Annotated in this window: 11 protein-coding genes; 7 read left to right on the top strand and 4 right to left on the bottom strand. The window is 70.9% G+C overall.

The annotated features are described in order from the left end of the window. Positions 1-23: 23 nt before the first annotated feature. Positions 24-1895 carry a beta-glucoside-specific PTS transporter subunit IIABC gene (locus tag TR42_RS00450; RefSeq protein WP_042212011.1) on the bottom strand — a complete coding sequence of 624 codons (1872 nt, stop codon included), beginning with the start codon at positions 1893-1895 and terminating at the stop codon, positions 24-26. A gap of 377 nt (positions 1896-2272) precedes the next feature. On the opposite strand from TR42_RS00450, the gene TR42_RS00445 reads away from it, so the two are divergent. From TR42_RS00445 to TR42_RS00435, 3 genes are all read left to right on the top strand, one after another. Next, on the top strand, positions 2273-2545 hold the full coding sequence (locus tag TR42_RS00445) for an HPr family phosphocarrier protein (protein WP_042212010.1): 273 nt from the start codon (positions 2273-2275) through the stop codon (positions 2543-2545). Continuing rightward, positions 2542-4215 (top strand): phosphoenolpyruvate--protein phosphotransferase, encoded by a 1674-nt coding sequence (ptsP, locus tag TR42_RS00440; protein ID WP_236623286.1) that lies wholly within the window; start codon positions 2542-2544, stop codon positions 4213-4215. Before TR42_RS00445 ends, ptsP begins: the two co-directional genes overlap by 4 nt. 88 nt (positions 4216-4303) lie before the next feature. After that, positions 4304-4840 carry a hypothetical protein gene (locus tag TR42_RS00435; RefSeq protein WP_042212008.1) on the top strand — a complete coding sequence of 179 codons (537 nt, stop codon included), beginning with the start codon at positions 4304-4306 and terminating at the stop codon, positions 4838-4840. On the opposite strand, the gene TR42_RS00430 is transcribed toward TR42_RS00435, so the two are convergent. Together TR42_RS00430 and TR42_RS00425 are read right to left on the bottom strand one after the other, a co-directional pair. Then, on the bottom strand, positions 4837-5439 hold the full coding sequence (locus TR42_RS00430; protein WP_342341821.1) for a DUF1684 domain-containing protein: 603 nt from the start codon (positions 5437-5439) through the stop codon (positions 4837-4839). The genes TR42_RS00435 and TR42_RS00430 overlap by 4 nt on opposite strands. Then, on the bottom strand, positions 5436-6023 hold the full coding sequence (locus tag TR42_RS00425; protein WP_042212007.1) for a TetR/AcrR family transcriptional regulator: 588 nt from the start codon (positions 6021-6023) through the stop codon (positions 5436-5438). The genes TR42_RS00430 and TR42_RS00425 overlap by 4 nt, the downstream gene beginning before the upstream one ends. 152 nt (positions 6024-6175) lie before the next feature. On the opposite strand from TR42_RS00425, the gene TR42_RS00420 reads away from it, so the two are divergent. From TR42_RS00420 to treZ, 3 genes are all read left to right on the top strand, one after another. Continuing rightward, positions 6176-6694 (top strand): organic hydroperoxide resistance protein, encoded by a 519-nt coding sequence (locus TR42_RS00420; RefSeq protein WP_081953088.1) that lies wholly within the window; start codon positions 6176-6178, stop codon positions 6692-6694. A 79-nt stretch (positions 6695-6773) separates the two neighbouring features. After that, on the top strand, positions 6774-9296 hold the full coding sequence (gene treY / locus TR42_RS00415; protein WP_042212006.1) for a malto-oligosyltrehalose synthase: 2523 nt from the start codon (positions 6774-6776) through the stop codon (positions 9294-9296). After that, a complete protein-coding gene (gene treZ, locus TR42_RS00410) occupies positions 9293-11041 on the top strand; it encodes a malto-oligosyltrehalose trehalohydrolase (protein ID WP_042212005.1) in 1749 nt (582 codons plus the stop codon). Before treY ends, treZ begins: the two co-directional genes overlap by 4 nt. 147 nt (positions 11042-11188) lie before the next feature. On the opposite strand, the gene TR42_RS00405 is transcribed toward treZ, so the two are convergent. Beyond that, positions 11189-12586 (bottom strand): HNH endonuclease signature motif containing protein, encoded by a 1398-nt coding sequence (locus TR42_RS00405; RefSeq protein WP_081953087.1) that lies wholly within the window; start codon positions 12584-12586, stop codon positions 11189-11191. 654 nt (positions 12587-13240) lie between these two features. On the opposite strand from TR42_RS00405, the gene TR42_RS00400 reads away from it, so the two are divergent. Further along, entirely contained in the window at positions 13241-13729 is a 489-nt protein-coding gene (locus tag TR42_RS00400) for a hypothetical protein (RefSeq protein ID WP_042212002.1), read from the top strand. The last annotated feature ends 337 nt before the right edge of the window (positions 13730-14066 follow it).

Below are 14066 nucleotides of genomic sequence, written 5' to 3'. Positions count from 1 at the left end.
CGCACGACCGGCCTGGGTTGAGGTCAGCGCACGACGGTGAGCAGGTCGCCGGCTCCGGCGACCGCACCCTCCGCGCTCACGGTGACCGAGTGGCCCTCGGGCGCCTTGGTCACGACCACGATGGTCGTGGTGTCGTAGCCCACGGCGACGAGCGCAGCGAGGTCGACCTCGACCAGGGTCTGGCCGCGTGAGACCGACTCCCCCTGCGTCACCTTGGGGGCGAAGTGCGTGCCGCCGAGCCTCACGGTGTCGATGCCCACGTGCACGAGGACCTCGACGCCGTTGGCTGCGCGGATCCCGAACGCGTGCGGCATCACCGACACGACCTCGCCGTCGATGGGCGATGCGATGGTGCCGTCCGTCGGAAGGACGCCCGCGCCGCTGCCGAGCGCGCCCGAGGAGAACACCTTGTCGTTGACCTCGGCGAGCGGGATGACGGTACCGGCCACCGGTGCCGCGACGACGACGCCATCGGCGTCGATGGCCGCGGAAGGCTCGTCCTCGGAGGCGGGAAGATCCTTGAAGCCGAGGATCATCGTGAGCGAGAACGCGATGAGCATCGCGAGCCCGGTGCCGATGAGCTGGAGGGTGAAGTTGCCGATGTTGATCGTCGACACGACGGTGAGAGCGGACGGCAGCACGAAGCCCTCGGCCGCGGAGCCTCCGATCGCCGCGATGGCGCCGCCGACCGCGCCACCGATCACGCCGTAGATGAACGGCTTCTTGAGCCGCAGCGTCACACCGTAGATCGCGGGCTCGGTGATGCCGGCGACGATGCCCGAGAGCGAGGCGGGACCGGCCACGCCCTTGAGGTCCTTGTTCTTGGTCTTGAGGAACACCGCGAACGCGGCGGCGCCCTGGGCCGCGACAGCAGCGAACAGCGGACCGGTGAGGAGCGAGTAGCCGACGGTGGTGAGGCCCACCATGAAGAGCGGGAGCAGCGCCCAGTGAAGGCCGAAGATCACGAACACCTGCCAGCCGGCGCCGAGCAGCGCGCCGCCGACCGCGGGGCTGAGCGCCCACAGGTTATCGACCACCCACGCGAGGCCGTCACCCAGCCAGGCGGACAGCGGGCCGACGACGAGGAAGGTGAAAGGCACCACCGCGCCGATGACGAGCATCGGGTTGACGAAGTTCTTGATCGCCTCGGGCATGACGCGGTCGAGGAGCCGCTCGAGCTTCGACTGCACGTAGACCGCGAAGATCGCGGGGATCACGGCCGACAGGTATGCGGGCATGAGCACGGGGATGCCGAAGAACGTCAGCTCGCCGCCGCCGTCGGCGAAGGCCTTGAGCGTGACGTCGACGCCCTCGGCGTTGGCGATCACCGCGATGGTCTCGGAGTACAGCAGCGCGCCGACGATCGCGATGGCGGACCACTGGTTCGCCTTGAACTTCTTGGCCGCGGTCACCGCGAGGAACAGCGGGAGGAACTGGAACGTCGCGTCCGATGCGGCATAGAAGATCGCGTAGGTCGAGGTGTCGCCGAAGGCCGGCGAGATGGTCGTCGCGACGGCGAGAGCGGCCTTGATGAGACCGGTGCCGGCGAGGACCCACAGGAACGGCGTGAAGATGCTGGTGACGAGGTCGATGAGGCGTGCCATGAAGCCGCCCGTCGCCGGCGCGTCGCCCACCGAGATGCCCTCGTGACGGATCACGGCCTGGTACACCTCACCGACGGTGTTGCCGATGACGACCTGGAACTGACCGCCGGACTCCATCACGGTGATGACTCCGCGGGTGGCCTCGACCTTCGCCTTGTCGGCCTTGTCGCGGTCGACCAGCTGGAAGCGCAGCCGTGTTGCGCAGTGCGTCACGGACTTGACGTTGCCAGCACCTCCGATCGCCGCGAGGACCGCGTCGGCGATCACCTCGTGCTTGGTTGCTGTTGCCATGATTCCTCCTTGAATCGCTGGCGGGTCTCGCCTCCCGAGACGCAAAAAGACCCGGGATCTCGAGGGACGACGCCGTCTGCGCCGACAGCGCGCTGCATCTCTCGAGACCCGGGTCTTGCCTGCGGAAGTCACAATCCCGTGTGTTCGATCGCGGTCCTTTCCGCGATGAGCCGCAACGTAGCACCGCCCATGCGCCGGGTGCAACTGGCCACTTGTCAATTACCGGGTTGCGATCATCGGGACGCGGGGCTATGGTCGCCTCACTGACGGATTGTGACCGGTTCATCGGGCAAGACCTGGCCAGCGGCGAGACGCCGCGCCAGGTCTTTTCTGCTCTCCGGGGGCGATCACCGACATCGAGGCAAGGAAGCTCCGACATGCTGCAGCGACGCACCATCATCGCCAACCCCACCGGGCTGCACGCCCGCCCCGCCGCGCTGTTCGCGCAGAAGGCCGCGACCGCCGGCTCGACGATCACGATCGCCCGCGACGGCGAGGCGCCGATCGATGCCGCGTCGATCCTGTCGGTCATGAGCCTGGGCCTCGCGCACGGCGACACCGTCATGCTCGAGGCGGACGAGTCCGCCGCGGCCGTCCTCGACGCGCTCGTCGAGCTGCTCGAGACCAACCTCGACGCGGTGCCCGCGTGAGCGCGCCCGCCCTGTCCGCGGCGCTCACCGGCATCGGCGTGGGCCGCGGCTCGGCCGTCGCGCCGGTCGCGTTCGTCCGGCCTGCCCCGCCGGTCCCGGCCGCTGAGGTCGCCGTCGAGGGCGACACCGCACGCCTCGAGGCGGCCTTCGCGTTCGTGGCGGCCGCGCTCCACGAGCGCGCGGCCCGCGCGGAGGGCGACCTCGCCGCCGTGCTCTCCGCGACGGCGCTGATGGCGGGCGACACGGCGCTCACCGCGGAGGCGGTGAGCCGCGTGCGGAACGGCACGGGTCCGGCCACCGCCGTCGCCGAGGCGGTGGCGGGCTTCGCCACGATGTTCGAGGCCGCCGGCGGCTACCTCGCGGAGCGCGTCACCGACCTGCACTCGGTGCGCGACCGCGTGATCGCGCACCTGCTGGGCGCGCCCGAGCCGGGACTCGCGCTGACGGAGCGCTCGGTGGTCGCGGCCGAGGACCTCTCCCCTGCCGACACGGCGACGCTCGACCTCGAGCTGGTCGCCGGCATCGTCACCGAGCTGGGCGGACCCACGGGTCACACCGCGATCATCGCGGGCCAGCTGGGGATCCCGTGCCTCGTGCGGGTCGCGGGAGTCCTCGACCTGCGCCCCGGCACGACGGTCGCGATCGATGCGGCCGCCGGCACGGTCACGGTCGAGCCCGACGAGGCTCTCGTGGCGATGCTCGAGGAGCGCGCCGCGCGTGACACCGCGATCGCCGGCGACACCGCGCCCGGCGGCACCAGCGACGGACGGCCGGTCCCTCTGCTCGCCAACATCGGTACGCCGGCCGACATCGACCGCGCGATCGCGGCTCATGCCGAGGGCGTCGGCCTGTTCCGCACCGAGGTCCTGTTCCTCGAGGCGACGGAGCCGCCCACCGTGGACGACCAGGCCACGGTCTATGCGGACGCGGTGGCGCGCCTGGGCGAGAGGAAGCTGGTGGTCCGCACGCTCGACGCGGGCGCGGACAAGCCGCTCGCCTTCGCGACCCAGCCCGACGAGGAGAACCCCGCGCTCGGCGTGCGCGGCTACCGGCTCGCACGCACCCTGCCCGACCTGGTCGACACGCAGCTGGCGGCGCTGGGCAGCACCGCGACTCCCGGGACCTGGGTGATGGCCCCGATGGTCGCCACCCCGGCCGAGGCACGCGACTTCGCGTCCCGCGCTCGGGCGGCGGGCGCCACGACCGTCGGGGTGATGATCGAGGTGCCTGCCGCAGCGCTCCGCGCGGAGTCGATCCTCCGCGAGGTCGACTTCGTGTCGCTCGGCACCAACGATCTGGCGCAGTACACGATGGCGACCGATCGCCTCCGCGGCGAGCTCGCCGACCTGCTCGACCCCTGGCAGCCGGCCGTCCTCGAGCTGGTCGCCGCCACTGCGCGCGCCGGACGCGCGCTCGACAAGCCCGTGGGCGTCTGCGGAGAATCGGCGGCTGACCCTGTGATGGCGCTCGTGCTGGTCGGGATGGGTGTGACGAGCCTCTCGATGTCGCCCGGCTCCCTCGCAGCGGTCCGCTTCGCCCTGCGGTCGCACTCGTCCGCGCGCTGCGAGGAGATCGCGGCGGCGGCGCTCGCACAGGACGATGCGGCGGCCGCGCGCGCGGCGGCCCTCGCGCTCACCTCGACGGCGTTCCGAGAGGGGCTCGGGTTGTAGGCGCCCGGTCAGGACGCCGCCCCGCCAGTCCGCGCGTACGGTGGAGAGAGGGCGCCGACGCCCGCGGCGCCCGGACGAGGAGGCTGCGATGTCACGCGAGGAACGGCTCCGGAACGCGGCGGTGGCGGCGACCGGCGACGAGCAGATCACCCATGTCGCGGAGTTCATGCCCGAGTCTGCGCTCGACGACCCGATCTGGAACACCCACGCCGACCGCCGCGTCGCCCTGGATGACGACGGCGCGCCCGAGACCGCGGCCGCAGGCGCCGACCTGGGTGCGGATCTCGCGGCGCATCACGCCCACCTTCCCCCGCACGTCTGCCTGGCGGTGACACCCACCCGCCTGCACGTGCTCGGGCTGCCGCACGGCTTCTTCGCGGCCCACCCCGAGGAGGCCTACCTCATGGGGACCTTCGAGCGCGCATCCATCGAGGTGGCGGCCAAGGGTCGGCTCATCGACGTCGCGGTCACGCTCACCGATCGCGACTCGGGAGCGGTGATGGAGCTCGCGGCGGATCGCTGGTCGGGCTACCACCCCACCACCGTGATCGAGCTCCTCCGGACCACCGCGGCGCCGGCGGCCGATGCGGCCGACGACCCGAGCGCGGACCAGCCCCAGGCCTAGGACGGGTCGAGAGGCACGTACCGCTCCCCCGCCTCGACCGCAGCCGCGAGCGTGTTGCCCGGCCCCGGCAGCGGGCACACCCAGTCCGACGAGTACGCGCACGAGGGCTGGAACGCGAAGTTGAGGTCGACCACGAGAGCGTCCGGCGTGCCGCCGAGATCCGCGCCCTTGACCGTGTCCAGCACGTAGCGCCCTCCCCCGTAGCTCCGCGGCGAGGAGTCCCGCAGCGGCAGGAAGATGCCGCCGCCGTAGCTGTCGAGCCACCACACGTCGAGGCCACCGAGGCCCGGGAGCTCGACGCGCCCGATCCTCGCGAAGGGCACCACGCCATCGGTCGCCGTGGGCACCTCGCGGCGCTCGGGCTCGGCGTCGACCACGGGCGCCTCGAAGCGCAGCTCCGGCACGTAGGGCGCCACCTCGGGAGTGAACGATGCGCGCGCCGCCTCGGGCACGGGGCTCGCGGGGTGGTCGCGCAGCAGCGCCGCCCGGCCCTCGACCCAGGAACGATGCGCCGCCGCAGACTGAGGCTCCGCCCGCACCGCGGCGTAGAGGTCGGCGACGCGCCGGCGCCAGTCGCGGATCTCCCAGGATGAGATCACGCGGAGAGGCCGATGATGGCGCGGATCCCGTCCGCGAGGTCGCGGGCGACCTGGTCGGGCTCGCCGTCGAGGTAGCCGGCGACCAGCGCGCCGTCGCGGAGCATCATCACTTGCGACGCACCCGTCGCAGCCCCGGCGGCGTCGAGACCGGCCCCCTCGAGCCACGCCGCGATCGCCTCGGTCATGAGGCCGCGGAACTCGGCCACGAGCGCGCGCACAGGGTGGTCCGGATCGGGGTACTCCGCCGCGGCGTTGATGAAGGGGCACCCACGGAAGTGCGGGCGGCACATCTGGTCGGTGAGCGCGGCCGCGATCTCCTCCAACCCGAGGTCCTCCCCCGCCGCGGTCGCGAGCAGGCCCCTCACGGAGTCGAGCTCGCGGGCGAGGTAGGCGACCACCACATCGTCCTTGGTCGGGAAGTGACGGTAGAAGGTGACCTTGGAGAATCCGGCGTCCGCAAGGATGCGGTCGGCGCTGACGGCGCGGATGCCGTGCTCGGCGAACAGCGCCGTGGCGGCGTCGACGATCGCCTCGCGCACGGCCGGGCCCCGAAGTCCGGGCCGGTGGTCCGCGGTGGCGGTCATGGGGGCTCCCTCGGTGTGCTGTCGCGAACGTCGCGCGTCTCCTCGATCATGCCGTACGCCCGCCGCGGAGCGTCGGACCCTCGCCCTCCCCCGCAGCGCAACCCTGTGTCATGATGTAGACGTACTAGTAACTCTACAGCAGGAGGACGGACATGACCGAGCCCGCCGACACCACCGTCGACACCCCCCTCACCGCCGACATCGACATCACCCCCGGCGAGGGAGCGCACCCCGATGTGGCCCCCAAGCGCCCCAAGGCCTTCTACACCGCCGAGGCCACCGCGACCGGCGACGGCCGCAACGGCCGGGTCGCGACGAGCGACGGGCTGCTCGACCTGGACCTCGTCATGCCGAACCCCCTGACCAAGCCGAAGAAGACCAACCCCGAGCAGCTCTTCGCCTCGGGCTTCGCGGCATGCTTCAACTCGGCCTTCCAGGGCGCGGCCAAGCTGCTCAAGGTCAAGCTCGAGGCGTCGGAGGTGACGGCGCGCGTGGGCATCGGCCCGGTGGCCCTCAACCGCTTCGGCCTGGGCGTCCGCCTCCACGTCACCGCGACCGGCATCGACCAGGCCACGGCGGAGGCCGTCGCGGAGAAGGCGGAGCTCATGTGCCCGTACTCGAACGCGACCCGCGGCAACATCCCGGTCCAGATCGAGGTCACCGTCAAGTAAAGACCGCGCCAAGGGAATGCCCGGCCCTTCGGGGTGCGTCTGTCATGATGGACGCACCCCGAGGAGGCTGAATTTCTCTATGGCAGACGGCACGCACGAACGCACGAGGAGACGGAAGAGGCAGGGGCACCGCGCAGGCGCAGCGGTACCCGTATCGACCTATCGCCTGCAGCTGAGCGCGGACTTCACGTTCGCGGACGCCGGTGAGCGGCTCGACTACTTCGCCTCGCTGGGGGTCACTCACCTCTACCTCTCCCCGGTGCTCACGGCCGCCCCGGGCTCGACGCACTTCTACGACGTGGTCGACCACTCGCGGATCTCCGACGTGCTCGGCGGCGAGGACGGGCTGCGGGACCTGTCATGGAAGGCCGGCGAGCACGGCATCGGCCTCATCGCCGATGTGGTGCCCAACCACATGGCCGTGCCGACGCCCGCGTTCCACAACAAGGCGCTGTGGGACGTGCTCGAGCATGGGCACGAGTCGCTGTTCTCGCACTGGTTCGACGTCGACTGGGAGTCCGGCGAGCCGGTGCTCATGCCGGTGCTGGGCCAGCGCATCGGCACCATCCTCGCGGCGGGCGAGCTCACGGTCGACCACATGGTGGTCCCGGGCTTCGAGGACCGCGGCGAGGTGCCGGTGCTCCGCTACTGGGATCACGTGTTCCCGGTGCGCGCGGGCACGGAGCACCTGCCGCTCGCATCGCTCGTCGAGGAGCAGCACTACCGCCTCGCGTACTGGCGGGTCGCGAACGAAGAGCTCAACTACCGCCGCTTCTTCGACGTCGGCTCGCTCGTGGCGGTGCGCGTCGAGGACGAGGACGTCTTCGACGCCACGCACGCGCGCATCGTATCGCTGGTGAAGGACGGCACGCTCGAGGGCCTGCGCATCGACCACCCGGACGGCCTCGCCGATCCCGAGGGCTACGTCGCCCGCCTGTCCGAGGCGACCGACGGCGCATGGATCGTCGTCGAGAAGATCCTCGAGGACGAGGAGCGCCTCCCCACCACCTGGAAGTGCGCCGGCACCACCGGCTACGACGCCTCGTGGCGCGTCGGGGCGCTGCTGCGCGACCCGTCGGGTGCCGCACCGCTCGCCGGCACCCTGCACCGCGTGGCCGGGGACGCGATGGGCGAGCTGCCCGACCTCATCGACTCCGCCAAGCGCGAGATCGTCAAGGAGTCGCTGTCGAGCGAGGTGCACCGCCTCGCCACGATCGCGCACGCGGTCTGCACGGCGGACGTGCGCCTCCGCGACCACACCTGGCGGGCGCTCTACGACTGCCTGCGGACGATGCTCGTCACCTTCGACCGCTACCGCGCCTACGTCATCGCGGACGTCGCGCCTCGGCCCGACTCGCTCGACACGATCGATCACGCCGCGGAGCGCGCACGGCGCCTGCTCGACCCCGAGCGTCACGAGACGCTCGACGTGGTCGTGGACCTGCTCAAGGGCGCCGAGGTCGGCTCGGCGGGCCGCACCACGGACGCGAAGCGCCGCGAGCTGGTGACGCGCTTCCAGCAGGCGTGCGGCGCGGTCATGGCCAAGGGCGTCGAGGACACCGCCTACTACCGCTGGACGCACCTGCTGCCGCTGTGCGAGGTCGGCTCCCCCGCCGGCCGTTTCGCGATGCCCCCGGCGGCCTTCCACGCGTGGGCTCAGGAGCAGCAGAAGCTGTTCCCCCACGCGATGACCTGCCTCTCGACCCACGACACCAAGCGGTCCGAGGACGTGCGCGCGCGGCTGGGCGTGCTGTCGGAGGCGGCAGACCAGTGGGACGAGCTGGTCCAGCAGCTCCGCACGATGACGCTTGAGATGCGCCCCGCGGAGCTCGACGGGCGCACGGAGAACCTCTGGTGGCAGACGCTCGTCGGCACGTCCGACGAGGACGGCGTCATGGAGTGGGACCGCCTCGAGGGCTACCTCATCAAGGCGATGCGCGAGGCGAAGTCGCACACCACGTGGACCTCGATCAACGAGACCTACGAGTCGCAGGTGCTGTGGTTCGCGCAGGCGACCCATGCCGACCCGGAGGTGCGCGAGGCGCTCGCGGCCTGGCATCGTGCCACCGCCACGGGCACCCGCGGCGCGATCCTCGGCCAGAAGCTGCTGCAGCTCACCATCCCCGGCGTGCCCGACGTCTACCAGGGCACGGAGACGCTGGCGCCTAGCCTCGTCGACCCGGACAACCGACGCCCGGTCGACTTCGCGCTGCGCGACGAGATGCTCACGCGCCTGCTCGGCGGCGCACGTCCGCGCGGGCTCGTCGAGGAGAAGCTGCTCGTCACCGCGGCCGCGCTGCGGCTGCGACGCGACCACCCGGACGCCTTCACCGGCGACCAGGCGGGCTACGTGCCGCTGCCGGCATCGTCGGGCCACGCCGTGGTGTTCGCTCGCACGGCGGGTGAGGAGCCGGTGGCCGTCACGGTGGCGACCCGTGCCGCGCTCGAGCTCGAGCACCTGGGCGGCTGGGGCGAGCACACGGTGCAGCTTCCCGAGGGAGAATGGCGTGACGTCATCGGCCGCCAGACGTTCGAGGGAGGGTCCGTGCCGCTCGCGCAGCTGCTCAAGAACCACCCGGTCGCGCTCCTGGAGCGGGCATGACGGCGCAGGCGCGGGTGTGGGCGCCCCGCGCGTCCCGGGTCGAGATCCTCGTGGGGCCGCCCGACGAGGCCGTGGTCGACGTCATGCATCCGGCCGAGGACGGCTGGTGGGAGGGCCCCGCGCTCGCGGACGGCACCGACTACGCGTACTCGGTCGACGGGGCCGGGCCGTTCCCCGACCCGCGCAGCGCGTGGCAGCCGTACGGCGTGCACGGGCCGTCGCGTACCTTCGACGCCTCGGCCCATGCGTGGGACGACGGCGCTTGGGCCGGGCTCTCGGCGCTCGGCGCAGTGACCTACGAGCTCCACGTCGGCACCTTCACGCCCCGCGGCACGCTCGACGCGATCGACGACCGTCAGCTGCGGGACCTCCGCACGCGCGGCGTCGAGATGGTCGAGCTCATGCCACTGGCGGCGTTCCCGGGCTCGCGGGGCTGGGGCTACGACGGCGTGGCGCTGTACTCGGTGCACGACGCCTACGGCGGGCCGGCGGCGCTGCAGCGCTTCGTCGATCGCGCGCATCGTCACGGGCTCGGCGTGTGCCTCGACATGGTCTACAACCACCTCGGTCCCGACGGGAACTACCTCGCGCAGTTCGGCCCGTACTTCACGGACGCGCACGAGACGCCGTGGGGCTGGGCGGTCAACCTCGACCAGGACGATGCGGTCGGGATGCGCACCTTCATCGTCGACAACGCGCTGCGCTGGTTCGAGGACTTCCACGTCGACGCACTGCGGCTCGACGCGGTCCATGCGCTCGTCGACGACTCCGCGCGCCACATCCTGGCGGAGCTCTCCGATGCGACCGCGGTGGCGGCGGTGCGTCTGGGCCGGCCGCTGTCGCTGGTCGCGGAGTCCGACCTCAACGACGCCGTCATGGTGACGCCCACGTCCGAGGGCGGGCTCGGCATGACCGCGCAGTGGGCGGACGATGTCCACCACGCGCTCCATGCCTACCTCACCGGGGAGACGCATGGGTACTACGGGGACTTCGGGAGCATCGAGGCGCTCGACAAGGTCTACCGCAGCGTGTTCGTGCACGACGGCGGGTTCTCGACCTTCCGCGGCAAGGACTGGGGCGCGCCCGTGCCCGCCTCGATCGATCGTCGGCGGTTCGTGGTCTTCGCCTCGAACCACGACCAGGTGGGCAACCGAGCGCTGGGCGATCGCCCGGCGTCGCGGCTCTCCCCCGGCGCGCAGGCGGCCTCGCTCGCCCTGGTGCTGCTGTCTCCCTTCACGCCGATGCTGTTCATGGGCGAGGAGTACGGCGAGACCAGGCCGTTCATGTTCTTCACGGATCACGACGAACCCCTGGGCTCCGCGGTCTCCGAGGGGCGCATGCACGAGTTCGCCGGCCACGGCTGGGAGGACCTCTACGGCGGCGAGGTGTCGGTGCCTGACCCCCAGGACCGGCAGACCTTCCTGCGCTCGAAGCTCGGTTCGGGCGTCGCTGCGGGCTCTACGGCGAACGCGCGGATCGAGGAGTGGGTGGCCGCGTTGATGTCGGCGCGGTCGCTGACGCTCGAGGACGGGGTGTGGGCGCGGTTCCCGGCCGGCGCGTCCGAGTCCGCTCCGCGCCAGCTGACCATGTCCGGCCCCGTGGTGGTGCACGCCAATCTCTCGGATTCGCCGATGCGGGTCGAGGGCGGCGCTCCCCTGGCGGTCTTCGGCACCGTCACCGCGGTCGAGGGCGGTCTGGAGCTGGCGCCGGACGCGGTCGTGCTCGTCGACTCGGCCACTCTGTGACACCACGGCCCACCCAGGACACAGCGCACCCAGGCGCGTCTCGCCGATGATTCTCGCCGCCTCGCCCGCGCCCGCTGCACCCTGACGTCTGGCGTGGGCACGCCGCTGCGGCGCTCACCGGGTGGATGGCGCTTCGGGGCGGGGTGGTCAGACGGGTACGGGTTCGCGGTGGTCGCGAAGTTGTTCGTGTGCCGGTTCGGCTGCCCGTGTGAGTTCTCGCGGCGGTTCTTGGCGTCCGATATCGACGTGGAGGGCTGCTCGTCCGCCTTGTCGGGGTGTGCGGGTGGGGTCGATAGTGCGGGGCGGGGTGAACCACACCGCGGTGGGGGTGGCTTTGACCGTCCAGCCGTCGTCGTGGATGCGGTGATGACACCTCGTGCAGAGCAGGACGCCGTTGGCGAGGTCTGAACGGCCGCCGCGGCTCCATTCTTGGATGTGGTGGGCGTCGCACCACGACACGGGTGCATGGCAGAAGGCGCAGCCGCCGTCACGTTCGGCCAGCGCGATCCGCTGCGCCGGCGTGAAGTACCTCCGCGCGTAACCCACATCCAGTGCTTGTGACCCTGCACCGAGGACGACCGGGAGGAGTTTCGCGTCGACAGCCATGCGGCGCAACTGTCCCGCGCTCATCGGAGTCGAGATCGCGTCGCACGAGCCCAGTCCGAGTCCGGTACGCATCCCCTGCTCGTCCAAGCGCACGACCACCTGGGTCGACACTCCGCTGCCGGGGGCCTCGCAGCGCATCCCGTGGCGGGCCAGTCCGACGAGCGCGTCGGCGCGGATCCGTCCGGCCTCGCCGGGCTCGGCCGGCCCGAGGCCTTCGTTGCGACGCCGGGCGAACGCGTCCCTGACTTGCGCGTCGAGCCAGGTCTTGATCACCGCCCCCGACGCAGGATCCAGGACTCCGCCCAGGGCGATCATGCCGTCGGCCCGCTCAGACACGCTCACGTACCTGTCGGCGCGTTGACGCTTCTCCCGCGCCTCCCACCGGTCCAGGTCCCACCGTGCGGTGACATCCAGGCAGGCCTTGCGCAGATCCGCCAGCGACAACCGCTTGGCTTTCGCCACCAGCCGTGCTTCAAGTCGCTCGTCGGCGCCCTCGAGACGATCCAGGGTGTCCTTGAGCAATGCCGCCTGCGCCGCCGACAACACCCCGGACCGCAGCGCGGCCGCGATCCGCGCCCAGCGCACCGCCACACATTTCTCGCCCGGCCCAGCGGTTGCATCGTCACTAGAAAGGAGCTCGCCGGCGGCGATGAGGTCACGTGCGTCCTTCGCCGAGCTGCCGGTGGTCTGCGCGACCATCCCGACCGCGTTGCGATGCCCATGCCGGCGCGCCATCCCACCCCCGACGCCATCGGAACGCTGCGCGACCGCACCGGCCAGCAACGCTCCCCGCACGTCGACCAGGCGTCGGATCCGCGCCCACGACTCCTGGCGGGCGGCGACGTCGGCCTCGCTCAGCCCCGCCAGCACGCCAGGCTCAGCAGGCACGAGCACGTCCAATGCTCGCTCCACCACCGCTGCAGCCTCACCGATCTCCATGACCACCAGTCAACCACCCGGGTCTGACACTCAACCCCGGATATCACCCCAGGCACATGTGGAAATCCAGACCATTTTCAAGCCTGGGGACATCACCGCGTGACGTGTGGGGCAATGGCGGTGAGGACACACGAGGTCCTCCTTGGCAGTGTCTCGTCAATGTACCCACGGGCGCCGGCGGCCCTGTGGGTGTCGCGCCGCGACAAGGCGCTGCGCGCGCCACCCGCAGCGCCACCGCTCCGCCCCCGAGGGACTAGAGGACGGGCATCGACCCGAGACCTCCAGCATCGCGGCTCCACGCGCCCCGTCAACCCGCTGCCTCGCATTGGGCCGAGGAAGGTGCTCCCGCACCTGCGCGGGCCGAGCCCGCGGCCGGTGCGGGTGGACCGGGCGCACTCCACCGCAGAGGCCTCCGGTATCGAATCGAAGCCCGAGTCTGGCGCGAGTCCCGTGGGCAGGCGTGACAGTGCCGTACGTGGCTGGGTTGGTCCCCCGAGTTATGTTGCTACTTCAAGTGAAGAGCGTGCTACGCGGTCATGCGACTCGCTGCTCGTAGAGTGTCGCCATGACCGCGAGATCACGCCTCCGCTTGCCGGGCTCACCCGCAATGCGTGAAGCGTTCGGCTGCCCCACCGGGATCCCCTGGAGGTAGCCATGCGAACGGGCAAGATCGACCCGAGCGTCGGCGGGGGCCGTTACGTCGACGTCGATCAGGACGAAGTCGACTCCAGTCTCATCGACCGGATCAGCACGGCTGGCGCGACAAACGTCATCGTGCGCGGAACCTTCGGTCGACGCAATCGCGCCTCGGCCCTTGCCTGGCTGGAGCAAGTGCCGCCATTCAATGCGTTGGACATCTACTCGCCGAACATCCCGACGATCCCGCACCAAGTGCTCGCCAATTTGACGAGCCTTGGCCTGGTCGGGCGCCTCATAGAACCGCTTGACTTCTCCGCCGCACGGCGATTGTCCGTCATCGGTGTGCGACGTGCTTCAGACTTGGCAGACGCTCTCACATCGTGCCGGCTCACCTCGATCCGCGTCGAGCGCTGGACAGATGACGACCTGCTACAGCTCGCCCCCGCCGTCGACCTGGAATGCCTCACAATCCGAGGAGTCGGCCAAGATCTCGAGGAATCGTGACTACCCGACCTGCCTAAGCTCACAGAGTTGAACCTGTGGAACGTCGTGCCCGCTGACTTCGCACCGCTCAGCAGCGCACCGAGTCTCGAGAACTTCAGTTGGCTCGAACCGTCGAGATCGCCGGATGCGACGCTAGACCTCGCGCCCTTCGCGAAACTTGAGAGGCTTCGCCACCTGCATCTGGGAACGAGCCTGCATATCGAGAATGTGAGCGAGTTGCGGCGGTTGTCGGGACTCGAATCGGTAGTACTGACACACGCTCAATACGACCTGGACGCGGCGGCAGGGCTTCCACTGGTCGGACGGTAGTTCAGCGACAGGGCGTCCGCCTGCCCGC

The organism is Demequina mangrovi, assembly GCF_000759715.1.
In the GTDB taxonomy this organism is placed as follows: Bacteria; Actinomycetota; Actinomycetes; order Actinomycetales; family Demequinaceae; genus Demequina; species Demequina mangrovi.
Note: the sequence above shows the minus strand (reverse complement) of the source record. Positions and strands in the feature narration are given on the sequence as shown.

Bases quoted from the DNA above. Each gene is read 5' to 3' on its own strand.
- TR42_RS00405 (WP_081953087.1), bottom strand. From the start codon at position 12,586: ATGGAGATCGGTGAGGCTGCAGCGGTGGTGGAGCGAGCATTGGACGTG.
- TR42_RS00420 (WP_081953088.1), top strand. From the start codon at position 6,176: ATGACCGAGCCCGCCGACACCACCGTCGACACCCCCCTCACCGCCGAC.
- treY (WP_042212006.1), top strand. From the start codon at position 6,774: ATGGCAGACGGCACGCACGAACGCACGAGGAGACGGAAGAGGCAGGGG.
- TR42_RS00400 (WP_042212002.1), top strand. From the start codon at position 13,241: ATGCGAACGGGCAAGATCGACCCGAGCGTCGGCGGGGGCCGTTACGTC.
- TR42_RS00435 (WP_042212008.1), top strand. From the start codon at position 4,304: ATGTCACGCGAGGAACGGCTCCGGAACGCGGCGGTGGCGGCGACCGGC.
- TR42_RS00450 (WP_042212011.1), bottom strand. From the start codon at position 1,895: ATGGCAACAGCAACCAAGCACGAGGTGATCGCCGACGCGGTCCTCGCG.
- TR42_RS00445 (WP_042212010.1), top strand. From the start codon at position 2,273: ATGCTGCAGCGACGCACCATCATCGCCAACCCCACCGGGCTGCACGCC.
- treZ (WP_042212005.1), top strand. From the start codon at position 9,293: ATGACGGCGCAGGCGCGGGTGTGGGCGCCCCGCGCGTCCCGGGTCGAG.
- TR42_RS00425 (WP_042212007.1), bottom strand. From the start codon at position 6,023: ATGACCGCCACCGCGGACCACCGGCCCGGACTTCGGGGCCCGGCCGTG.